Origin of the sequence: Rhodococcus sp. 077-4 (assembly GCF_047782425.1) — a bacterium.
Lineage (GTDB): Bacteria > Actinomycetota > Actinomycetes > Mycobacteriales > Mycobacteriaceae > Rhodococcoides.
In genome coordinates this window covers 996559-1019656 of sequence record NZ_JAJPWC010000001.1, presented here as the reverse complement: position 1 = coordinate 1019656, position 23098 = coordinate 996559, and the positions used below count along the sequence as shown (strand labels likewise).

The 23098-nt window shown below is 64.6% G+C and carries 21 protein-coding genes; 12 read left to right on the top strand and 9 right to left on the bottom strand.

The genetic code is table 11. The features are described 5' to 3' along the window. The first annotated feature begins 12 nt into the window (after nt 1–12). Genes ACNEOT_RS04915 through ACNEOT_RS04905 form a run of 3 tightly spaced genes read left to right on the top strand, consistent with a single transcriptional unit; the run spans nt 13 to nt 3289 of the window. Complete coding sequence (locus ACNEOT_RS04915) at nt 13–585, top strand: TetR/AcrR family transcriptional regulator (RefSeq protein ID WP_415972599.1); 573 nt, start codon at nt 13–15, stop codon at nt 583–585. Nucleotides 586–613: 28 nt separating this feature from the next. Next, nucleotides 614–874, top strand: coding sequence for an acyl-CoA-binding protein (locus ACNEOT_RS04910; protein WP_415972597.1), 261 nt, complete (start codon nt 614–616; stop codon nt 872–874). Nucleotides 875–922: 48 nt separating this feature from the next. Beyond that, entirely contained in the window at nt 923–3289 is a 2367-nt protein-coding gene (locus tag ACNEOT_RS04905; protein ID WP_415972596.1) for an FdhF/YdeP family oxidoreductase, read from the top strand. A 25-nt stretch (nt 3290–3314) separates the two neighbouring features. Here the strand turns inward: ACNEOT_RS04905 and ACNEOT_RS04900 are convergent, their stop codons facing one another. Further along, nucleotides 3315–3974, bottom strand: a complete 660-nt coding sequence (locus tag ACNEOT_RS04900) for a GntR family transcriptional regulator (protein WP_415972595.1) — start codon at nt 3972–3974, stop codon at nt 3315–3317. Between the two features lie 121 nt (nt 3975–4095). On the opposite strand from ACNEOT_RS04900, the gene ACNEOT_RS04895 reads away from it, so the two are divergent. Continuing rightward, on the top strand, nt 4096–5592 hold the full coding sequence (locus tag ACNEOT_RS04895) for an aldehyde dehydrogenase family protein (protein WP_415972593.1): 1497 nt from the start codon (nt 4096–4098) through the stop codon (nt 5590–5592). Nucleotides 5593–5594: 2 nt separating this feature from the next. Next, entirely contained in the window at nt 5595–6509 is a 915-nt protein-coding gene (locus ACNEOT_RS04890) for an oxygenase MpaB family protein (RefSeq protein WP_415972592.1), read from the top strand. Nucleotides 6510–6525: 16 nt separating this feature from the next. On the opposite strand, the gene ACNEOT_RS04885 is transcribed toward ACNEOT_RS04890, so the two are convergent. Together ACNEOT_RS04885 and ACNEOT_RS04880 are read right to left on the bottom strand one after the other, a co-directional pair. Continuing rightward, nucleotides 6526–7578, bottom strand: coding sequence for an alpha/beta hydrolase (locus ACNEOT_RS04885; RefSeq protein ID WP_415972590.1), 1053 nt, complete (start codon nt 7576–7578; stop codon nt 6526–6528). Between the two features lie 41 nt (nt 7579–7619). Next, nucleotides 7620–8180 (bottom strand): hypothetical protein, encoded by a 561-nt coding sequence (locus ACNEOT_RS04880; protein ID WP_415972589.1) that lies wholly within the window; start codon nt 8178–8180, stop codon nt 7620–7622. A 399-nt stretch (nt 8181–8579) separates the two neighbouring features. On the opposite strand from ACNEOT_RS04880, the gene mihF reads away from it, so the two are divergent. The 4 genes from mihF to ACNEOT_RS04860 are packed head-to-tail and all read left to right on the top strand — an operon-like array spanning nt 8580 to nt 11300. Continuing rightward, on the top strand, nt 8580–8894 hold the full coding sequence (gene mihF, locus ACNEOT_RS04875) for an integration host factor, actinobacterial type (RefSeq protein WP_008712632.1): 315 nt from the start codon (nt 8580–8582) through the stop codon (nt 8892–8894). A 47-nt stretch (nt 8895–8941) separates the two neighbouring features. Next, a complete protein-coding gene (locus ACNEOT_RS04870; RefSeq protein ID WP_415972587.1) occupies nt 8942–9424 on the top strand; it encodes a cation:proton antiporter regulatory subunit in 483 nt (160 codons plus the stop codon). 19 nt (nt 9425–9443) lie between these two features. Continuing rightward, entirely contained in the window at nt 9444–10616 is a 1173-nt protein-coding gene (locus ACNEOT_RS04865) for a cation:proton antiporter (RefSeq protein ID WP_415972586.1), read from the top strand. Between the two features lie 12 nt (nt 10617–10628). After that, nucleotides 10629–11300 carry a GntR family transcriptional regulator gene (locus tag ACNEOT_RS04860; RefSeq protein WP_415972585.1) on the top strand — a complete coding sequence of 224 codons (672 nt, stop codon included), beginning with the start codon at nt 10629–10631 and terminating at the stop codon, nt 11298–11300. A gap of 39 nt (nt 11301–11339) precedes the next feature. Here ACNEOT_RS04860 and ACNEOT_RS04855 read toward each other — a convergent pair whose 3' ends face one another. Next, nucleotides 11340–13475, bottom strand: a complete 2136-nt coding sequence (locus ACNEOT_RS04855) for a 3-hydroxyacyl-CoA dehydrogenase NAD-binding domain-containing protein (protein ID WP_415972584.1) — start codon at nt 13473–13475, stop codon at nt 11340–11342. Between the two features lie 9 nt (nt 13476–13484). Beyond that, nucleotides 13485–14696 carry an acetyl-CoA C-acetyltransferase gene (locus ACNEOT_RS04850; protein WP_415972582.1) on the bottom strand — a complete coding sequence of 404 codons (1212 nt, stop codon included), beginning with the start codon at nt 14694–14696 and terminating at the stop codon, nt 13485–13487. Between the two features lie 235 nt (nt 14697–14931). On the opposite strand from ACNEOT_RS04850, the gene ACNEOT_RS04845 reads away from it, so the two are divergent. Continuing rightward, nucleotides 14932–15162, top strand: a complete 231-nt coding sequence (locus ACNEOT_RS04845; protein WP_415972580.1) for a hypothetical protein — start codon at nt 14932–14934, stop codon at nt 15160–15162. Between the two features lie 12 nt (nt 15163–15174). Here the strand turns inward: ACNEOT_RS04845 and ACNEOT_RS04840 are convergent, their stop codons facing one another. From ACNEOT_RS04840 to ACNEOT_RS04830, 3 genes are read right to left on the bottom strand one after another with little or no spacing between them, the layout of a single operon-like run. After that, the gene (locus tag ACNEOT_RS04840; protein ID WP_415972578.1) at nt 15175–17523 is read right to left on the bottom strand and encodes a DNA polymerase III subunit gamma and tau; all 2349 of its coding nucleotides are present in this window, start codon (nt 17521–17523) and stop codon (nt 15175–15177) included. 44 nt (nt 17524–17567) lie between these two features. Beyond that, complete coding sequence (locus tag ACNEOT_RS04835; protein WP_415972576.1) at nt 17568–19961, bottom strand: helicase-associated domain-containing protein; 2394 nt, start codon at nt 19959–19961, stop codon at nt 17568–17570. 51 nt (nt 19962–20012) lie between these two features. Continuing rightward, nucleotides 20013–20588, bottom strand: a complete 576-nt coding sequence (locus tag ACNEOT_RS04830) for an HhH-GPD-type base excision DNA repair protein (RefSeq protein WP_415972574.1) — start codon at nt 20586–20588, stop codon at nt 20013–20015. Nucleotides 20589–20636: 48 nt separating this feature from the next. Here ACNEOT_RS04830 and ACNEOT_RS04825 point away from each other — a divergent pair, with 48 nt between their 5' ends. Together ACNEOT_RS04825 and ACNEOT_RS04820 are read left to right on the top strand one after the other, a co-directional pair. Next, a complete protein-coding gene (locus ACNEOT_RS04825; RefSeq protein ID WP_415972573.1) occupies nt 20637–21221 on the top strand; it encodes a DUF6461 domain-containing protein in 585 nt (194 codons plus the stop codon). A 123-nt stretch (nt 21222–21344) separates the two neighbouring features. Further along, entirely contained in the window at nt 21345–22610 is a 1266-nt protein-coding gene (locus ACNEOT_RS04820; RefSeq protein WP_415972571.1) for a hypothetical protein, read from the top strand. A 50-nt stretch (nt 22611–22660) separates the two neighbouring features. Here ACNEOT_RS04820 and ACNEOT_RS04815 read toward each other — a convergent pair whose 3' ends face one another. Then, nucleotides 22661–23095: a hypothetical protein gene (locus tag ACNEOT_RS04815; RefSeq protein ID WP_415972569.1), complete on the bottom strand. Its 435-nt coding sequence runs from the start codon at nt 23093–23095 to the stop codon at nt 22661–22663. Nucleotides 23096–23098 lie beyond the last annotated feature (3 nt).

Sequence of the window (23098 nt, the reverse complement as noted above, 5' to 3'; positions counted from 1 at the left end):
AGAGTTGACAACATGCGTAGTCAACAGCTGGAGGAACGCCGAACCAAGCGGTACGACGCGTTGCTCGCCGCCGGGGTCGAGCTCCTCGGCTCCCCGGACGGACCGGCCGTCAACGTACGGGCCGTCTGCCGCACCGCCGGACTGACCGAGCGATATTTCTACGAGAGCTTCACCGACCGCGACACGTTCGTCCGCGCGGTGTACGAGTGGGTGGGCGGCAGGGCACGGGACGCTTTGCTCGACGCCGTCGCACAGGCCGCCACTGTCGAGGACACCATCGCCGCGCCGGTCCGCTCATTCGTCGAACTCATCATCGACGAACCGCGTACCGGACGGGTGCTGCTCATCGCACCGCTCTCAGAACCGGCGCTGAGCCGCCGCGGACTCGACCTGCTGCCCGGTTTCGTCGAGTTGGTGCATGCACAACTTCCGGACACCGAGGACCGACAACTGATCGCCGTGGGAACCGTCGGCGCTCTGACCGCCCTGTTCATCGGCTACCTCGACGGCACGATCACCGTCACCCGCGAAGTGCTCGTCGCGCATTGCATTCGGCTGATTTCCGATGCCGCCGTGCAAGGATGACACCACCTCGACCAGAAGGAGTTCTTTCATGTCCGATCTCGACCAGTCGTTCGCCGATGCCCAGGTTGACGTCAAGAAGCTCACGACCAAGCCGAGCAACGACGACCTGCTGAGCCTGTACTCGCTCTACAAGCAGGGTTCGATCGGCGACGTCTCGGGTAAGCGGCCCGGACGGCTGGACATGGTGAACCGCGCGAAGTTCGATGCCTGGGCGAAGCTCGAAGGCACGAGCCAGGATTCGGCGAAGCAGCAGTACGTGGATCTGGTGACCGAGCTCCTCGCCGGCTGAGCCGAAGGCTATGGTCGAGTGCGGGGGTAACGCAACGAAGGGACCCGCATGAGACGCACCGACAGCGACGTCGACGAGGCCGATCTCGATATCGAGAAGCCCAAGACCCACGCGGCAGGCCCCGTCGCCGTTGCAGTGTCGATGAAGCGAGCACTCGGGCACATGGGCCCGGTACGCACCGCTCAGACGCTCCTGAAGCTGAACCAGGCCGAGGGCTTCGACTGCATGAGTTGCGCCTGGCCCGACCCCGATCCGGGCCATCGGCACGCCGCGGAGTTCTGCGAGAACGGAGCCAAGGCCGTTGCCGAAGAAGCAACGACAACCCGGGCGACGCCGGAGTTCTTCGCGCAGCACAGCATTGCCGAACTGGACGCGCACACCGAGCACTGGCTCGGCCAGCAGGGCCGGATCACCCACCCGATGGTCAAGCGCCCCGGCGGTACCCACTACGAACCGATCGAGTGGGACGACGCATTCCGCTTGATCGGCGACCAGTTGAATTCCCTCGCCACTCCGGACGAGGCCCTCTTCTACACCTCGGGCCGTGCCTCGAACGAGTCCGCGTTCGTCTACCAACTGTTCGCGCGCGCCTTCGGGACCAACAATTTGCCCGACTGTTCCAATATGTGTCACGAGTCGACGTCGTTCGCCCTGCAGGAGACCATCGGCATCGGCAAGGCCAGTGTCACCCTCGACGACGTCTACGGTGCCGAACTCATCGTTCTGGCCGGTCAGAACCCCGGCACCAACCACCCCCGGATGCTCTCGGCGTTGGAGAAGGCCAAGCAGAACGGGGCCAAGATCATCTCGATCAACCCGCTCCGTGAAGCGGGATTGCTCAACTTCAAGAATCCCCAGACCCCGCGCGGCATGGTGGGTCCCGGCACCGATCTCTCGGATTACCATCTTCCGATCAAGATCAACGGTGACCTCGCACTGTTCCAGGCCATCGGGTCGTTGTTGCTCGAATGGGACAGCATCGATCACGAGTTCGTCCAGACGTACACCGCCGGGTTCGACGAATGGCGCGAGCACGTCGCATCGGTGGACTGGGACGTGGTCACCGGCGCAACGGGCCTGACCGTCGAGCAGATCACCGAGGCTGCGAAGATGCTGCGCGACTCCAAGGCCACGGTGTTCTGCTGGGCAATGGGCCTCACGCAGCACCGCAACGCCGTCGCCACCATCAAGGAAGTCACCAACCTCGCTCTAGCGCAAGGGAACATCGGCAAGCCCGGTGCCGGGTTGTTACCCGTTCGTGGACACTCCAACGTGCAGGGCGACCGCACGATGGGAATCTGGGAGCGAGTTCCGGAGCATTTCCTCGACGCCATCGCGAGCGAGTTCGGATTCGATCCGCCCCGCAAGCACGGCCTCGACACCATCGATTCGATCCGAGCGATGCGAGACGGAAAAGCGCAGTTCTTCCTCGGCCTCGGCGGTAACTTCGTGCAGGCGACACCCGATTCCGAAGTGACGTTCGAGGCCATGCGGAAACTGCGCATGACCGTGCACATCTCCACCAAGGTCAACCGCTCCCACCTGATAACCGGAGAGACGGCGTTGATCCTGCCGACGCTGGGGCGCACCGAGAAGGACGTGCAGAAGTCGGGGCCGCAGTGGATTTCGGTGGAGGACTCGACCTGTTCGGTGCACTCCTCGAAAGGGCCGTTGAAGCCCGCCAGCGAACACCTGCGGTCGGAAATCTCGATTCTGACGGGCATCGCCGAGGCGACCCTGGGCGATCGCCACGGCATCGACTGGAAGGACATGCGCGAGAACTACAGCAACATTCGTACCCACATCGCTCGCGTGGTCAGCGGGTGCGCTGGGTACGAGGTCAACGTACGTCGGCCCGGCGGGTTCGTTCTTCCGCATCCGCCTCGGGATTCACGAACATTCGAAACCCCCTCGGGCAAAGCGCAATTCAGCGCCTCACCCATCGACGTTCTGCACGTGCCCGACGGCCATCTGCTGCTGCAGACGCTGCGCAGTCACGATCAGTTCAACACCACCATCTACGGCATGAGCGATCGATACCGCGGCATCGAAGGTGGCCGACGCGTCGTGTTCGTCCACCGCGAGGACATCGCCGCGCTCGGCTACCGTGACGGCGACTTCGTCGATCTGGTGACGAAGTGGGACGACGACGATGTCGACCGGAGCGCTTCGCACTTCCGCATCGTCGAGTACGACACCCCTCGCGGATGCGCGGCGGCGTACTACCCGGAGACCAATCCTCTGGTTCCGCTCGATTCGACGGCAACCGACAGCAATTGCCCGACCTCGAAATCCGTTGTGATCAAGCTCGTTCCCGCCGGTACGTCGGCCACTGCCGACAAGGGCGGACACCAGGACGAGATGCGTTCGGACGAGGGACACAAGAAGCATCCGCAGCCGCATCACCTGAGCTGACGGGCTTTTCGGAAGTGGGTCGGATTCAGCTCACGTCCCACTTCCGGAACTGCCGTCGCATCACGTCCTCGGCGGCCACGGCATCGCGTCGGGCAAAGGCCTCGAGCAGCTGCTCGTGGCTGCATACCGCATCGTCACCCCAGCGTTTGTCGCTCGCGTACACCCGCGGTGTGTATCTGACCGCGCCGAGGAGGAACCAGGCCAGTGTCGTTCCGCCTGCGACCTTGTTGACGAATCGATGAAACTCGAACTCGTAGCACTCCACCGATTCGGTGTCGTTGCGGGACACAGCCTCGCGTAAGCCCTCGTTGAATGCGGTCAACCGTTCCAGATGCTCGGGGGTGATGTTGTGGGCAGCACGGCCTGCGAGCGTGCCCGCAATGGTGCCCTGCAGCCAGAAGATGTCGTCGACGTCCTGCTCCGAGAGCTCGCCGACGCGGTAGCCGCGACGGGGCACTTGTTCGACGAGCCCTTCGCCTCGCAGCGAGACGAGCGCTTCGCGAACCGGGGTTGCGCTCACTCCCAGCTCCGCCGCCGTCTCGTCGATCCGCACGAATGTGCCGGGTCGCAATGCCCCCGTGACGATCTGCTGCCGGATGCTGCCGGCGACGTCCTCGGACAGTTGAGGCCTGCGCGATATTCGTCGTTTCGTCGACGCCTCTTCCCCGACGCGATCGACGCTCATGGTTGTGCTCCTGACGTCGAGGCGGCGGGGTTGTCGCAACCGACCGTGACGCATAGTGTGTCCTGGACAACATTGAATCACATCAAATATATGTGATGCGATCTGCTGGAGGATAGAGCCCATGACGGACCAGATCGATCGAACGACCGAGAACACCTTCGAAAGTCTCGATCCGCGAACGGGTCTGGCGTTGGCCACCTATCCGATCGCAGAACCCGCAGAGGTCGCCGGTGCCGTCGCCCGAGCCAGGTCGGCAGCCCGGTGGTGGGACTCCCAGGGCTTCGAGGGCCGCAAGCGGTGGTTACTGGAATTCAAGTCGGCCATCGCACGGGACGCTGCGAGCCTCGCTGCCGTCATCGCCGCCGAAACCGGCAAGCCCGACGAGGACTCGCTGCTCGAGGTGATGCTCGGCGTCGAACACCTCGACTGGGCGGCCCGAAAAGCGGAGAAGACTCTGCGGCAACGCAAGGTCGGATCAGGTCTGCTCGCCGTCAATCAAAAGGCCTACGTCGGGTACCGCCCGTTCGGCGTCGTCGGAGTCATCGGCCCCTGGAACTACCCGCTGTACACCCCGATGGGCTCCATCGCCTACGCACTCGCCGCAGGCAACACCGTCGTGTTCAAGCCGAGCGAACTCACCCCCGGTGTCGGAGTCTGGCTGGCCGAGAAGTGGGCGTCGCTGGCCGCTCCGCATCCGGTGTTCCAGACGATCACCGGTGACGGCTCCACCGGCACCGCCCTGGTCGAATCGGGCGTGGACAAGATCGCGTTCACCGGCTCCACCGCCACGGCCAAGAAGGTCATGGCCACCTGCGCGAAGTCGCTGACACCGCTGGTCGCCGAGTGCGGTGGCAAGGACGCGATGCTCGTCGACGCGGACGCAGACATCACTGCCGCAGTGGAGTTCGCGACCTTCGGAGCGATGGGCAACGCCGGCCAGACCTGCGCGGGCGTCGAACGCATCTACGTCGCCGCCCCGGTGTACGACCGCTTCGTCACCGAATTCACTACGGCGGTCGAGGCATTGAAGCCCGGCGGAACGAAGACCTCGTCGTACGGTCCGATGACCTTGTCCAAACAGAGCGAGATCGTCCGGGGCCAGATCGAGGACGCCCTGGCCAAGGGCGGCAAAGCTGTTGTCGGCGGCCTGGATTCATTGCACGGCCCGTACATCGATCCGGTGGTTCTCACCGGCGTACCCGAGGATTCGACAGCGATCACCGAAGAGACCTTCGGCCCGACGGTCGTCGTCAACAAGGTGCGCGATCTGGACGAGGGCATCGAACGGGCCAATGCGTCCAAGTACGGACTCGGCGCGTCCGTCTTCACCCAGGACGGAGCCGTGGGTAGACGCGCTGCGGAGAAGCTCGATTGTGGTGTGGTGACGGTCAATTCGGTTCTCGGCTTTGCCGGAGTCGCGGCGCTGCCGTTCGGCGGCACCGGCGACTCGGGATTCGGCCGCATCCACGGGGCCGATGGCCTCCGCGAGTTCAGCACCGTCAAATCGTTGACCGTGCAGAGTTTTGCTGCTCCGGTCAATCTACTGACGATGAAGCGAAAAGCGCGCAACATGAAGCTCTCGGTGCTGGCCCTGAAGCTTCGACACGGACGGGGCTGACCGTGGACATCACGCCGAAGAGGGGGCGCTTCGGCTGGTTGCGGCGCATCGAGGAACTCGATCCGGTGCGCGATTGCCATGCGATCCACCGCATCACAGCCGGTTACGAGTTTCCGTGGGACTATCAGCGCGCACTCGAATTCGCACTGTTCCGTACCTACTGCGTACCGACCATCTCGGCATTGTTGGCCAGGACCGGTGAATTCGAGAACCGTCCGCAGAAGCGCTACGACGACACCTCGCTGCTGATGGCCGAGATGCTCGAGCACGGGTACGACTCCGAGCGGGGGCGTGAATCGCTGCGGATGGTCAATCGAATGCACGGGCAGTACGACATCTCGAACGACGACATGCTCTACGTGTTGACGACGTTCATCTACGAGCCGATCGAGTGGATCGACACCTACGGGTGGCGTCGCCTGCATCCCAACGAACGACTGGCAACGTTTCACTTCTACTGTGAAGTGGGAAAACGGATGGGCATCAAGAACATTCCAGATTCCTACACCGAGCTCGCGCAGTTCAAGCTCGACTACGAGGAGCGCACCTTTCGATTCACCGAGGACAATCGACGGATCGGTACCTACACCCTCGAGCTGTACTGCTCGTGGTACCCGGCCGCGCTGACCCCGCTCGTGAAGCAGGGAGTGTTCGCGTTACTGGACGACCGGATGGCCAGTGCTTTCGGTTTCCCGACGGGCTCGCAGACCATCGAGCGGGCTGCCGTGCGGGCTCTGCGTGCCAGAGCCCGCGTGGAGCAATTCCTACCCAGGCGGACGCAATCACGGGCGACCGCCGACGCATCCAACAAGACCTACCCCGGATACCCCGTCGGCTATCGGCCCAGCGATCTGGGCTCACTGGCCTCACCGCGAGTTCGCAGTTGCGCGAAAGATTCGCCGGAAATCTCGGCGTAACTGCGAATTCGACGACTCAGAGGCCGTCCGCCCACACGCCGAACGCATCGCGAAATTCGGACGAGAGCGGCAGCGGTGCCAGAGCGATGTTCGGATCGGCAGGCAGCGGGCCGAGTTCGCCGAGCATGTGCGAGCTGTTGGCGAAATGCGCGAAGTCGAGGTCGGTGTGCTCCAGGCCGACTCGCAGGTTGTCGACCTGGCCGCAGGAGACGTTGAGATCCTTGTCCGAGCACGTCAAGAACGAGGAGTAGGTGTTCGGGAGCGCAGCAGCGAGATCCGCAGGATCGGTGGCGTCCGCTTCGCGCAGGAAGGTGGCGCCCTCACGCAGTCCGAGACCGTCGACGATCGGGTCCGGCTCGGTCGACAGCGGCCGTCCCCCGCGAATATCGGCGACGGCCTGGGCGAACCGGGATCGGGACGATGCGGCCTGCTCCTCGGTGAACTGACCTACCGCGACCGCCTGGTCGATGTTGCGATTCACCTGTGCAGTCAGCAGATCGAGGTAGCGGATGGCCAACGGCTCCAGCAGGCCGATATGGGTGAATGCCGCGTTGTCGGCATCGGCAAGTCGCAGTGCCGTCAGTGCGCCCTCGCTGTGCCCGATCACCGTCGTGCGATCGGGCCCGAACCCCGTGCGTTGCTGCAGGAAAGCCAGGGCGTCGGCGGCATTGGCCACCTGTGCGTCGAAGCCGGGAGGGTTGTTCGGATCCACACCGTCCAGTCCTGTTCGGCCGGTACCGACCTTGTCGAATCGCAGGCTCGCGATACCCCGCCGCGACAGCTCGTCGGCGACGTAGGCGGGAGTGTTCAGCTGCAGATCGTCGGAGTTTCCGTTGCGGTCGATGGGCCCGCTGCCCGGCAGTACCAATGCGACGCCGCGAGTCTCGCCCACCGGCGTACGAAGGCTGCCGTGGAAGGTGATGCCACCGGATTCGAAGCTCACCTCGGAGTCGAGCGCATCGTCCGGTGACCACGGCACGTTGATCGGAGCAGCGCCCGCGGTGCCCCCGCCGGCGAGAAGAAGCATCGAAGCGGCCAGCCCGGCCAGCAGTCGTCTGATACGCACCATGAAAGTCAGGGTAACAATCCGACCGCCCGTTCGGGTATGGGTCAGCTGCCGAGTACCGAATGCAGGATGAACCGGCCCATCTCGCCATCGGGTAGGTAAGGGCATGCCCGCAAGGTCACCGTGCGTCCCTGGAAACGCTCGTCGGCTTCGTCCAGAATGCGCACGCCGGCGGCAGCATCGGTGACGCAGAAACCATCGAGTGAGATGGCGAGGTCGTCGAATGCCGCTTCGGTGTCGGCGAAGCGTCCGGGACTCCCATTGAGCCGCTCCAGCAACGCAAGTGGCTCCAGCTCGCGCAGCGAGAATATGTCCCTGTCATCGAAGAACAATGGGCGCTGCTTCGCGGCAGGCATGATCTCGACGAGGCGGTCGGCCTCGTAACGCAGAACGAGACCCGGATCGCCACGAGTCTCGGTCACGCTGTCGACGGACGGGCCGCTGTCTGCAAACGCGGCGAGGAAGACCTGCTGTTCCTCTTCGCTCAGTGCGTGGCCGAACGTTTGCAGGGTGTCACGCAGAATGTCATCGGGCATTCGATCATTGCCCCGCCCGGTCACCGAGCCGTATGTGTCGGACAATGCGTCCACCTGTGCCGAAGACATACCGAATTCGAGCTTCCCCAGCCTCACGCACGGAGAAACCGTCCAGTCGGCGTCGACTCCCATCGCGATTCCCCTGTCTCGCACCGCGCGCCCGCTGACGCAGCGTACGCGGCTGATACGTGCACACTCTTTTCGATCGACCGCGCAGGTTTCCGGTTGCAGTACGGACGCATACGCGGAGGCGTCGGACACCCCCGTACACGAGGGCTCACGGGGCCCAAGTGCTGGTCGGGGCACACCCCGAATCGGATAGGACGTAGCCTGGCTGGGAAGGTTCGGTGGCTCGACCGGAATGACAGTCGTGTTGTTCGGTTAGATTGGGAGAGCCACCAGGCACGATGCAAGAGGGTCGAGACCTGTCAACGAGCGACGGGTCACCACAATCGAGGAGAACAGGCCATGGCTTTACCAGTATTGACACCGGAACAGCGCACCGCGGCGCTGGCCAAGGCGGCCGAGGCACGCACTGCGCGGTCGAAGCTGCTCGCATCCGTCAAGTCCGGCGAACTCAGCGTCGCTGACGTTCTCGCCAAGGCGGAGAACGACGAGATCGTCAAGAAGACCAAGGTGTCCGCCCTGATCAAGGCCCTGCCGGGTGTTGGATCCGTGCGCGCCGCACAGCTGCTCGAGCAGCTGTCCATCGCTGATACCCGCCGTATCGGTGGCCTCGGCGCAAACCAGCGCGAAGCGCTTCTGGCTGCCGTCGCATCCTGATTCACAACTTGCGATAACGCGCTGCCTGCAGGGCTAGCATTTCGACCATGAACGTCGAAGTGACCCTGCTGCCCGGAATCGGGGTGCGGAAGGATTTCGCCCTCGCTTCCGGGCGACGCATAGGCGTCATCACCCGCAAGGACGGCGCGAACGAGCTCATCGTCTCGCGCAAGGACGACCCCGATGCGACACAGGCGTCCATCACGCTGAGCAATGAGGAAGCGGCGGCCCTGGGCAATCTGCTCGGGTCGCCGCAACTCATCGCTCAGCTCGGGGAAGAGCATCGCGATCTCCCCGGAATCAACACCCGCCAGCTTCCCGTCAGGGAGGGCTCGCGATTCGACGGCCGCCCCCTCGGCGATACCGGGATGCGCACCAAGACCGGCGTCTCGATCGTCGCAGTGATGCGGGCAGGCCAGGTCCAACCGTCACCCACCCCCGGCTTCACCCTCGTCGCCGGCGACCTCCTGGTCGCCGTCGGCACAGCCGATGGGCTGGACGCAGCTGCCAGGATCCTTGCCGGTGCCTGAGACCGATCGGTTCTGAGCCGTGGCCGAGAGTGCACTCGCCCTGACCGAACTGGGCGCGGTGTTCTTCGCACTCGGACTGCTCGCTCGTCTCGCCGGCAAGATCGGCGTCTCCCCCATCCCGTTCTACCTGCTCGGCGGGCTCGCCTTCGGCAACGGCGGCTTCGTCACCCTCGGCGGCATCGACGAATTCAGTGAGATCGCCAGCGAAATCGGCGTCATCCTGTTGTTGCTGCTACTCGGTCTCGAATACACCGCCACCGAACTCGTCACCGGACTACGCCGCTCGTGGATGGCCGGTCTGGTCGACATCGTCCTGAACTTCGCACCGGGAGCCGTCGTCGCACTCCTGCTCGGGTGGGGCGGAGTCGGCGCACTGGTGATGGGCGGCGTCACCTACATCTCGTCCTCGGGCATCATCGCCAAGGTCCTCACCGACTTGGGTCGCCTGGGAAACCGCGAAACACCCGTCGTGCTGTCCATCCTGGTCTTCGAGGACCTGGCGATGGCCATCTACCTACCGATTCTCACCGCGGTGCTCAGCGGGGTCAGCTTCCTCGGCGGACTCGAAGCCCTCGGCATCTCCCTGTTCGTCATCACCTTCGTGCTGGTGGTGGCGCTGCGATACGGCAGATTCGTCTCCGCCGTCGTCGACAGTCCCGACCGCGAGATCGTCCTGCTCAAAGTCCTCGGTTCGGCTCTGCTGGTGGCAGGCATCGCGTCGGAACTGCAGGTCTCGGCCGCCGTCGGCGCGTTCCTGCTCGGCATCGCTATCTCCGGGTCGACGGCCGACAACGCCACCCGCGTGCTCGAACCACTCCGCGACCTCTTCGCAGCGATGTTCTTCGTGGTGTTCGGGCTCGCCACCGACCCCGCGACCATCCCACCGGTGCTGGGCTGGGCCGTCGTACTCGCCGTCACCACGACGGCGACGAAGATTGCGACGGGTTGGTGGGCGGCGGGCCGTCAGGGAATCGGGCGGCCGGGACGACTGCGTACCGGTGCGGCCCTGGTGGCGCGCGGCGAGTTCTCCATCGTCATCGCCGGACTGGCCGTCGCCGCCGGAGCGGTGGAAGGTGAACTGGCAGCTCTGGCGACGGCGTACGTGCTGCTGATGGCGATCCTGGGGCCCATCGCCGCCCGAGTCGTCGAACCGGTCGCGCAGGTCCTCCTCCGCACCAAGCCCGCCGTGTGATTGGCTTTCCGAATGGTGGACAAACGTCGAGCATCGGTTCTGCGCCGGCGGCCGCAGCTGTCGGAAGAAGTGGCCAGCCACGTCCGGCACCTCGTGATGTCCGGCGAAGTGAGCCCGGGAGATTTCATCCGGCTCGACGAGACGGCAGCCGAACTCGGTGTGAGCGTCACCCCCGTACGTGAGGCACTGCTGACGCTGCGGGGTGAGGGCATCGTCGAACTCGTCCCTCATCGCGGGTACAAGGTGTCGCCGCTGACGCCGAACGACATCGTCGACATCTTCTGGCTGCAGGGACGGATCGCCGTCGAGTTGGTGCGCCGCGCTGCGCCCAAGATCACCGAGGCCGAACTCGATCGACTCGCCGAACTCACCGCCGCACTCTCGATCGCCGTCGAGAACGGCAAACCCGAGGACGTCGAGAACTGCGAGTTCGAGTTCCACCGTGTCCTGAACCGACTCGCCGAATCAGCGAAGCTCGCGTGGTTCCTCAACAACGCGACCCGCTACACACCCACCCGCCTGTACGCCACCGACCGCGACTGGGGACGGGCGGCTGTCCGCAACCACGAGGAACTCATCGAGGCACTCGTTCGAAACGACATCGACGCCGCCTGCGAATTGATGAAGCAACAATTCACAGACGGCGCCGAGAGGTTGATAGCGCATCGGGCTTCGCCCTCGTGAGCGTTTTGCGTACCTGGAGCTACGCAAAACGCGCACGACCTAGCGCAGCGAGGCGGGAACCTGGAAGCGCTCGCCGTACTTCTTCGCCAATTCGTCTGCACGAGTGACGAATCCGGCCTGCCCTCCCGGATAGCCGACGACGTACTGGTGCACGCCTCCGGTCCAGGCCGGGAAACCGATGCCGAAGATCGAGCCGATGTTGGCGTCGGCGGTGGTGTTCAGCACACCCTCGTCGAAGCACTTCTGCGTCTCGATGGCCTCGATGAACAGCATGCGTTCCTTGAGGTCCTCGAACGGGATGTCCGCCGAACCCGACTTGAACGCATCACGCAGTCCGGGCCACAGCCCGGCGCGCTTGCCGTCCTCGTACTCGTAGAAGCCCGCACCCTTGGCCTTCGACGGACGCTCGAACTCGTCGACCATCTTGTCGATGACTGCGCCTGCCGGATCCTCGGGAGGAGTCTGACCCGCGGCGATCAGCGCGTCGTAGGTCTCCTTGCGAATCTTCTGCATCAGGTTGAGCGTCAGCTCGTCCGAGAGCTGCAGCGGCGCAGCCGGATAGCCGGCCTGCAGACCTGCCTGCTCGATGGTCGACGGCTCGACGCCCTCGCCCAGCATCGAGATGGCCTCGTTGATGAACGTGCCGATGACGCGCGAGGTGAAGAAACCGCGACTGTCGTTGACGACGATCGGCGTCTTCTTGATGAGCTGCACCAGGTCGAATGCCTTGGCCAAAGCCGCATCCGACGTCTTCTCGCCGCGGATGATCTCCACCAGCGGCATCTTGTCGACGGGCGAGAAGAAGTGGATTCCGATGAAGTCTTCCTGACGCTTGATGCCCTGAGCGAGGCTCGTGATGGGCAGCGTCGAGGTGTTGGAACCGAGCAGCGCCGTCGGATCGACGAGGTCCTCGATCTCCTGGAACACCTTCTGCTTCAACTCTTCCGACTCGAAGACGGCCTCGATGACGAGGTCTGCGCCTTCGACGTCCTTGGCATCGGCCGTCGGGTGGATGCGCGCGAGCAGAGCGTCGGACTTCTCCTGGGTGGTCTTGCCACGCGAGAGTGCCTTGGCCTCGATTGCCTCGGAGTACGCCTTGCCCTTCTGGGCCGACTCGATGGCAACGTCCTTGAGCACCACGTCGATTCCGGCCTTCGCACACACGTAGGCGATACCCGCGCCCATCATGCCCGCGCCGAGAACCGCAACCTTGGTGAAAGTGGTCTTCTCGATGCCGTCGGGGCGAGACTTGCCGGCGTTGATCGCCTGCAGGTCGAAGAAGAATGCCTGAATCATGTTCTTGGACACCAGGCCGGTGACCAACTCGGTGAAGTAACGCGATTCGATGGTGCACGCGTTGTCGAAGTCGACCTGTGCACCTTCCACTGCCGCAGCGAGAATCGCGCGCGGAGCGGGCATCGGTGCGCCCTTGATCTGCTTGCGCAGGTTGGACGGGAAGGCCGGCAGGATCTGTGCAAGCTTCGGGTTCGACGGTGTGCCGCCGGGGATCTTGTAGCCCTTGACGTCCCACGGGGCGACGCCACCCTCGGGGTTGGCCTTGATCCACGCCTTGGCGGTGGGCACCAATTCGTCGATGCTGCCGACCAATTCGTGAATCAGACCGATTTCGAGAGCCTTCGCCGGACGGAACCGGGTGCCCTGAGCGAGGACGGTCATGAAGCCGGTCTGGATGCCGAGAAGTCGCGTGATGCGGGCAACTCCACCGCCGCCGGGGAGCAGGCCGAGCGAGACCTCGGGCAGACCGATCTGAACGCCGGGAACATCGGCAGCGATGCGGTGATGCGTCGCGAGTGCGATTTCGAGTCCGCCGCCGAGTGCAGCGCCGTTGATGGCGGACACGACCGGCTTGCCGAGCTTCTCGATGCGTCGCAGCTGGCTCTTGACTTCCTGGACCTCGTCGAACACCCGCTGGGCGTCCTCGGGCTGCGCGGCGATGAGGGTGTGCAGATCGCCGCCGGCGAAGAACGTCTTCTTGGCGGAGGTCAGCACGACTCCGGTGATGCTGTCCTTCTCGGCCTCGAGGCGGTCGACCGTCGCGCCCATCGAGTCCTTGTACAGCTGGTTCATCGTGTTGGCGCCCTGGTTGGGGTCGTCCATCGTCAGAACGACGATACCGTCGGCGTCCTGGTCCCACTGAATCATGTTGTCAGACATCGTAATACCTCAGACTCGCTCGATGATGGTTGCGACGCCCATGCCGCCGCCGATGCACAGGGTGATCAAGGCGTATCGGCCGCCGCGGCGCTCGAGCTCGTCGAGCACGGTGCCGGTGATCATGGCTCCGGTGGCCCCCAGCGGGTGGCCCATGGCGATGGCGCCGCCGTTGACGTTGAGCTTCTCGTTCGGGATGTTCAGATCCTTCTGGAAACGCAGCACGACGGAGGCGAACGCCTCGTTGAGCTCGAAGAGATCGATGTCGTCGACGGTCAGGCCCGCGGTCGCGAGAACCTTCTTCGACGCCGGGGTCGGCCCGGTCAGCATGATCGTCGTATCGGCACCACTGGTGGCGGTCGCGACGATGCGCGCCCGCGGCACCAGGTTCAGGTCCTTGCCTGCCTGCTCGCTGCCGACGAGGACGAGTGCCGCGCCGTCGACGATGCCGGAGCTGTTACCGCCGGTGTGCACGTGATCGATCTTCTCGATCCAGTGGTACTTCTGCAGCGCCACGTCGTCGAATCCGCCCATTGCCGCGATGCCGGTGAACGCCGGGTTCAGCTTGCCGAGCGACTCGACCGTCGTACCCGGACGCATGTGCTCGTCCTGATCGAGGATCAGCAGACCGTTCTGGTCCGTCACCGGAACGACGGACTTGGCGAAGTAGCCACCGGACCACGCCGCTGCGGCGCGCTCCTGGGACTGCACCGCATAGGCGTCGACGTCCTCGCGGCTGAACCCCTCGATCGTCGCGATGAGATCGGCACCGATGCCCTGCGGAGCGAAGTAGGTGTCGTAGTTGGTGACGGGGTCCATGGCCCACGCGCCGCCGTCACTGCCCATCGGCACCCGCGACATCGACTCGACGCCACCGGCGATGACGAGTTCGTCCCAGCCCGAGCGCACCTTCTGCGCCGCCAGGTTGACGGCCTCGAGGCCGGACGCGCAGAAGCGGTTGAGCTGGAATCCGCCGACGGTGTCGGGCATCTTCGCAGCGAGCACTGCCGTACGCGCGATATCGGCACCCTGATCTCCGACGGGTGAGACCACACCGAGGATGAGATCGGAGATTCGGTTCTCGTCCATATCGGGGAAACGTCGACGAAGCTCGTCGATCAGGCCGGTCACCAGGGAAATCGGCTTCACCGAATGCAGGGAGCCGTTCTTTCCCTTGCCTCGGGGAGTCCTGATGGCTTCATAAATGAATGCCTCTGTAGTCACAGCGCGCAGTTCCTTCCACATTCTCGATCGGCGTCGCCGTCGCCGTACTGGCCGACCGCGTCGATGCGAGGCCACAACAGACCTCAGCTCATGTCACAGTAGGGCCATCGGCAGCTGCGACATAAGGACCGAAACGAGCGTTCTCCATGACCCGACGATCCACTTCAGGTTTGAACTATGTCGGCATGGGACACTCCCAAAGATCCGATCTACCGAGCGCGGAAGAAGACCGACCATGGAAACCGACAACCAACTGACCGTGGGCGCTCGCGTCAAAGTACGCATTCACACCACCGACGACGAAGCCGCGCAGGACGCCTACGAGAGCGGCGCGATCGTCGAGGACTTCGGCGTGCAGACCCCCGACACCACATCGAGAGACTGGGCGGTGGCCCGGCGTTGGGCCGTGGCCCTCGACAGTGGGCGACTGGTGTTCGCCGACAACGAGGACCTCACCGTCGGCTGAGTCACCCGTCTGTCAGGTCTCTTTGAGCGGTACGGCTCCCAGTTCGCTGACCAACAGCTCCATCGCGACGGTTTCCGGGTCCCGCCGGACCGTCGGATCTGCTGGCTCGGCCGCGGCCTTGAGCAGCTCTTCCTCGTCCTCCGGCGTCTCCGGTGGCGGTGGGCCTACCGGCTCGGGCTCGTCGGGATAGTCCGGCGCTTCCGGCATCGGAATGTCGTCCGCCCCGATGCCCGCCGAAGATCCGTCGCCCGCTGATCCGAAACCGTCCGACGTGGGGCGGGGAGCCCCTGCCTGGCTCGGCCTCGAGAACTTCGGCAGCGACGCGGGTTTCGCTGCCGGTTCATCTTTTTTTGCTGATGACGCTTCCGGTGGTGCCGCAGCACCTACCAGACACACCACCGACCATTCGACGCCGAACACGTCACGTAGGGCATCGCGAATGACGTCGGCATTGCGCGGCTCCTCGAGCCGCTTGGCCAACGGTGCCGAATCGTGGCCCAGCGTGATGGTGCCGTTCTCGACAGCGCGCACCGACGCACCGGACAACATCACCTCGACGGTCCTGCTTCGGTCTCGAACCTTCGTACGTACCTCGGACCACACCGCTCGCACCGCAGCCGCGTCTGGTTCGTTCGACGCGGCAGCAGGAACCGCGACAGGTGCGGGTTCCGCCTCGAACACCGGCTCCGGTTCGGGGCCGTAATCGTCCTCGGGCTCCGGCGGGAAATCCTCGTGCGACACCGACGGAACGGGGATCGAATCCTTCTGTGCAGGAGCGGGTTCCGGGGTAGCTGTAGGTGCCGGGGTAACCGCAGGTGCCGGGGTCGATGCGACATCCGACTTCGACTCGGGTTCCGTGGCCGGCGTGGCTGGTGCAACGGGCTCAGGCGCGGGGGCCGGCTCGGGAGTAGCGACCGGTTCCGGTGTTGCGACGGGCTCGGGTTGTGCGGGCTCGGGTGATGCGGGCTGTGCAGGTTCCGGTGTTGCGGTCGGCTCCGGTGCCGGTGTGGGAATCGATGCGGCGGGTGCCGGCGCGACAGAAGCCGGGGCAGGTGCCGCCGACTCTGCGGCGGACGGGCGTTGCGACGGTCGCTGGAACTTGCTCACCGGTGCCGGACCGGACGGTGCCTCGGCGGGTTGCAGCTGCGGTCGCGTCGGATCCGCGACTGCCTGCGCGACGGCGGCCTGCTCCCCCGCTGGGAGGGTGACGTCCAAGCGACGTTCGACGCGTTCGAGACGCTGCAGTACCGCCGATTCGGCATCGGAGGCCGAGGGCAGCAGCATGCGGGCGCACATCACTTCGAGCAGCAGACGCGGTGCCGTTGCTCCGCGCATTTCGCCGAGGCCCGAGTGCACGATCTCGGCGTAGCGAGTCAGCGTGGCCGAGCCCAGAAGATCCGCCTCGTCACGGAGTCGCTCGAGTACGTCGCCCGGCACGTCGACCAGACCGCGTTCCCCGGCGTCGGGCACGGCTTTCATCAGGATCAGATCTCGCATGCGGTCGAGGAGGTCGATGGCGAAGCGACGCGGGTCGTGGCCTGCGTCCATCACTTTGTCGACGGTGCCGAACAGTGCGCCTCCGTCGCCCGCCGCCAACGCGTCGACGGCTTCGTCGATCAGGGCGACGTCGGTGACCCCGAGCAGTGACAGCGCCCGCGGGTACGTGACCCCCTCGGGTCCGGCTCCGGCCAGCAGCTGATCCATGACGCTGAGCGAGTCACGGGGAGAACCGCCGCCTGCGCGGATGACCAACGGGTAGACCGCATCCTCGACCGGGACCTGTTCCTGGCCGCAGATCTTCTCCAGCAGAACGCGCATCGTCGACGGCGCGAGCAGCCGGAACGGGTAGTGATGGGTACGCGAGCGGATGGTGGGGAGCACCTTCTCGGGCTCGGTGGTCGCGAAGATGAAGACGAGGTGCTCGGGCGGTTCCTCGACGACCTTGAGCAGTGCGTTGAAGCCTGCCGGGGTGACCATGTGTGCCTCGTCGATGATGAAGATGACGTAGCGCGATTCGGCCGGGGCATACACGGCCTTGTCCCTCAGATCACGCGCATCGTCGACGCCACCGTGGCTGGCCGCGTCCATCTCGACGACGTCGAAGTTGCCGGGTCCGCCGGGGGCGAGGGCGACGCAGGAGTTGCACACGCCGCAGGGCGTCGACGTCGGACCTTCGGCGCAGTTCAGCGATCGGGCAAGGATCCGCGCCGAGGAGGTCTTTCCGCAGCCACGCGGGCCGGAGAAGAGGTAGGCGTGGTTGATTCTGTTGCTGTCCAACGCCACGCTGATCGGCTCGGTGACGTGCTCCTGACCGACGACCTCGGCGAACGTCGCGGGACGGTACTTCCGGTAGAGGGCCACGCCCGAAAGGGTACCGGCGACCACGGACACAGTTGCATCGCCGGTCATTGTCGGCCGGCGGATACCGCTCTGATGTTCATGATCGCGAAGCTCTCGCGAGTACTGGTCGATTCCGAGAGCGCGTACAACCAATTGCCGTCCTGCAGCGCGTCCGAAATCGCGTGCCGCACGATGGCTCCCTTCGAGTTCTGGTAGTCGATCGAGACGGGTGTGCCCTTCGCTGCGGCATCGGTCAACAGATCCAGTTCCCGCGGCAGCAGCCGACTGTGGGGAACGAGTGCAGACCGCACCCGTCCTTCGTCCACCGTTCCGCGCTCGCCTGCCAGCAGGAGTCGCGCCAACTCGCGTGGTTCGCGCCTGTGCTGGCGCGCGTGGACGGGCGGATGCTTCTCACGCGTGTTCTCGGCACGGATGCGAGGTGTGCTGTCGAGCTGGAGTTGCCCGGTGTCGGAATGCCGCACCGGGGAGTATCCGTGCCTGCGGAGTACGGCGATGGTGTCGATCGGTGTGGCCGAACTGACCAGCACGGTCGGGGCGAGGCGGTGGAACTGCAGCACGGCCAGCGACTCGTCGGTCTCGATGTTCGTCAGCAGTACGACGTCGTCGGAGACGATGGCGCAGGGGATCTTGCGCACGGCCAGCGAGCCGTAGGTGCGCCAGCAGTCTCGAATCGTGTAGCTCAGAGCCTGCGGAACCTCCGTGTCGGCCATGTCGGCCAGGGCATCGATCAATTCCTCGCCGGTACCGCCGGTGTCGAAGAAACTGCGGATCGATGCCGGGGTGAACCGCCAGACCGATGCGACTTCTCTCGACTCGGGCTGCGCGGCCGCGCCGAGTATCGACGCCACCTCGGTGCTCGGCGGTCCGGTCACCACCACCGTGGAATCGGGTAGCAGCCGGACCGAGAACGGCACCCAGTCGGCCATGTCCTGCAACTGCGCCGACAGAGCCGCAGCGATGTCGCGAGGGTCGCCGTCTCTACCTGCGGGAAAATCCGTGAGGATGCGGCACAGATCGCTCGGCGCGCCGTCGGCCAGTACTCCGAGTCGACCTGCCTCTGCCCAGAGCGCGGCCACATGACCCGGCCCGGCGCTTGCCGAGACCACCGGGATGTGCCAATCGAGGTACCGGGCGAACTCCTCGCTGCCGTGCAGAACCGTTGCCGGCGAGTCGGCGTCCTCGTATCGAAGGAGAGCTGTCAGCGCGGTTGCGCGAAGGTCCGCGGCCGCGGGATCGTCGAGCATCTTCCTGAGCACCGGCACGGTCTTCTGCGAGGCGCGAGGTACTCGGTGGGTGGGCGTGAACGGCGTACACCACCATGCCGCCACCAATGCGGCCGCCTGTTCGGCTCGCGTGCTCGTCGACCATCTCTCGTAGGTGGAGGTGAGGGCGAGCCCGGTCTTTCCGCGTTCGGTCAGCAGCCCGGCTTCGCGGGAGAGCATCAGCATCAACGCGGTGTCGTGTTCGTCGGCAAATCCCAGCCGCGTCGTCAGCGACCGGAGATCTTTGGCACTGATGCCGCCCGTCTTCATCATCGTCAGATCGTCCGTGTCGACAGCCGTCAGCAACGCCTGCGTGTGCTCGCAGAATTGCAGCAGGGCGATGGAACGAGTGCGCCGGACGTCGCCGGACGAGAGCACCCGAGCGGCAAAGGTCGGCGGGGTGAGTTCGATGGGTAAACGCCAATCATGCCCTCGCAGTGCGATGCTCACCTCCAACGGCATCTCGACGCGGTGTCCGTCCAGTCGATACAGCAATCCCCGCCCAAATGCGGCCGCGCCTGCGGTCGGCGGGATGTCGAAGATCAGTGAGACCGGCTTGCCATCGACGAAGCGAGACAACATTTCTCGCATCTCTGCGGGACCGCCGTCGAACAATGCCCGGATACGATCGGGTGTCATCGCGGCGGCAACAGCGTCGGCGCGTGCCCCTCGATCGAGCGCCGCGTCGATGCCGAGAAGCGACATCAGCATCAATCGATCCTCCTCGACGGCGCAGCGCGAGAACAACTTTCGCTGTCTGCGAGCAAGCCCGAACGGGTGCGCGAACACCCCGGACAGATCGATGGGTCGATACTCGACGGTGCCCGTCTCGACCGAGGTGTGCGGCCAGATCAACCCGTAGGCCGTCAGCGTGGCGAGAGCTGCCTCGACATGCCGGGTCTCGTTGACCGATCCCTCACTCGTCCAGTGGCCGATCTCCGCGCGGCTCAGATCGCCCATGAGCGCGAACAATTCGAGGAGGGCGAGCGCACCACTGTCGAGTCGACGCGGCAGCATCGACACCCTGGCCGGGGCACCGAGAAGCTGTGCGAGCAAGCCGAACGAGCGTGGTGGCGGGTCGGTGGCGACGTCCGGCCGACGGCAGAGCAGGTCGGTCAGTGCGTCCTCGTCCAGAGACGCCAGCCAACCCTCGTACGTCCCGATATCGTCGGTCATCTCGCCCCCCGGTGAAAGTTCTGGTCACTGTAACGACCGGCACCGACAGACTTATTTGTTCTTGGCCGCGGCTTTCGCTGCCTTCTTGAATTCACGTACTTCGAGCAGTGATTTCTCGTCCACCACGTCGGCGATGGATCGACGCGCACCGTCGTCGCCGTACGCTCCGGCGGCCTTGCGCCACCCGTCGGGCGTGACGCCCATCTGCTTGCCGAGCAGCGCGAGAAAGATGCGGGCCTTCTGATCGCCGTATCCGGGGAGCGCTTTGAGTCGCTTCAGTACTTCGGCACCGTTGGGTTCGTCGCGGGTCCAGATCTCCTGCGGCTTCCCGTCGTAGTTCTCCACCAGAAACGCCGCAAGCCCCTGGATTCGCTTGGCCATCGAACCGGGGAACCGGTGGACGGCCGGAGTCTGCGCGCACAAGGCTGCGAACTCTTCCGGGTCGGCGTCCGCGACGGTGTCGACCTTCAGATCACCGAGACGGTCGACGAGCTTCTTCGGGCCGGCGAACGCCGATTCCATCGGCACCTGCTGATCGAGCAACATGCCGATGAGCAGCGCGAACGGATCCTCGGCGAGCAGTGCATCGGCCTCTGGATCGCCGACGAGGTGCAATGTGCGAGACATGGCCTCGATCCTGCCATGCACCGTCCACGATGATGAAAGGCTCGGCTCATGACGACGAACGAGATTTCGCAAAGCCGATTCGACTGGGCCGATGAGGATGACCGCTTCGACCTGGGCCTGTGCTTCACGCTCGTGCGCTCGACGGATCCCGAGGCTGTGCTCGCGGTGTTCGCGTCGGTGAATCCCGCAAAATCTCGGAAGCCGGCCGACATGGATGTCGACGACTGGTCCGATTCCCTCCCCGACAGCGACATGGCGAGACGCTATGCCGGCGTAGCTGGCGACTGGGTCTGGGTACTCGAAGAGTTCACCATCTCAGGCTTACTGCCCCCGGTTCCGGAGAAACTGTCCGACACATTCGGCACCAGCATCACCGTGCAGTGGGATGTGAATGGACTTTCCACCTTCGTGTACGCAGTCGACGGTGTGATCGAGCGGCAGTTCGAGCTCGGTCGCGAGGCCGACCCCACCGACCGATCTGCGCCCGACGGCTACCTCGACGAGGAGGACGGAATCGACTGGGAGCGATGGATGTCCGGTGGGCTCTGCCTTCAGGCACGGCTTGCCGGAGTGGTAGCGCTGCCAGCCGATCCGATCGATCCCGCCATCGTCGAAACATGCAGCGAGGGTTGAGCTCAACCGCATACCGGAAGGGAATCGCGTCGCGTTTCGACCCACGCATGTAGCCTCAAAGCACGGTGACCCGACGCCCGCCACGCCTCGTCGTGCGGACTCCCCTACTGCGTCGGGAAATGCATGAACGCGTCGTCTCCACGCACCCTCCGAGTATTCGTTGCAGGGTGGGTCATACAGGATGGATCCTTTCCCCGCGCATCGGTCGGCGATCTCGCCGACGTCGCCCTCGAGCACTACTCGCTGGCAGAAGCACCTTCTCCGTGCGACGAAACACGCACTGCCATCGCCAGACCCGCCTACGGCCGAGCACCCAGAATGCACCGCGATGGGCGTCTACTGTGGCTTCACCTCGTCTACGGCGACGGCTGGAGCGCACGGTGGTGGAACGACAAGCCCACCGACGGCGAGGTCACTCTGACCGGAACGTACAACGCGATGCTCACCGACTTCGGCGTGGACGCGCCACCCCACGTCCACGGCCGCATCCGCCTGATGCATCTAGTGGACAAACAAGTTCGACCGATCGAAAACGGCTGGACCACCATCGACGGAACCGACCAGCTCACTGAGATCGATGCCATTCCCGTCGCACACGACTGGTGGCCGTCCAAAGACACCGAAGACGGCGACTTCGCCTCGTCGGGTGTACTGATCGACATCGATCTCGACGACAACCCCTCTTCGCTCAGACCGTTCGTAGCTGGAGCTGTGACGATCAGGGGAGACTCGATCTGGGTAATGCACTCGTCGGACCCGGTTCTCTTGCAGGTCGACACGGCGGGCGCAGTTCCGGTCATCACTCGCTATCTGCTGCCGCTGACCATCGAACCTTCGGTCGACCGCTGGTCGCGTCGGATACACGCTATCGAACACGGCTTCTGGATCACCTCCGAGCACGATATTCATCTGTGCACCATTTCTCCCGAGGGTGAGCTGAACATCGAGCGGCATACCACCGAGGGCAGCTGGGCCACCGCGGTCCACGAGGGGCAGCTGTATCTCCTGGGGTGGACACGGTCGTCCATGAACAGCAACCGACGTCATGGAGTGATCAGGACCTATCCGGATGAAGAGCGAGTTCGATTGCTGGACAGAGTTACCCGACGCATTGTGCCCGTCGACGGCCCCGACGAAATCCGGGCTACCCGAGCAGATCGCGCTATAGCGCCCGACGGCACGCAGTGGTCCGTCGACGGCACAAATATGTTGCGCCGCTTCGGCTCCGACGGTACGGCGTCGAAGATCGACCTGACCGCCGAGTCGGAGACGGTTACTGTTCGATCTACAACACCGGAAGCGTTCGCCGACCCTGCCAACGCCGGCGTCGTCGCCTCCATCACGGTCGACGCCTCGCGCCTCGTTCCGAAAACACCGCCGAACCCGTAACGAACAAGTCGATGGCCTGGCCCATGAAAGTCGGATGACATTTCACGAGCTCACGACTTCGAACTGCTGGCTCGTCGTGCCAGCACCGCAGTTCTCACGACAACGACAGCCAGTGCAACCACCGCGCAGATCAAGGCCGGATACACGATCAAGGTTGTTCCCCACCCAGTGTGCTCGAAGATCACCGTGCCGCTATCGGAGTCGCGGCCGGCGCATTCTCGACCGAGAGGCCACCAGGACTGCCGGTCCTCGACTGGAAAGGGCTCGACCTCGAAATCCGGTGGACGGTACCCGAAATGCTCGGGAAAGGCCCCTCGACAACCTGATTGGCTTGCCCATCGATAGCTGAAACCCCAAAGGGTCAGGAAAGCAATGCCGAGGGGGAGCCACACCAGCGTGACAGCGGCCTTGGAAAAGCCGTCACGTGAACGAACAGCCGCAATCGATACCACCACCATAATCAAGAGTCCGGCAATGAAGATCACGAT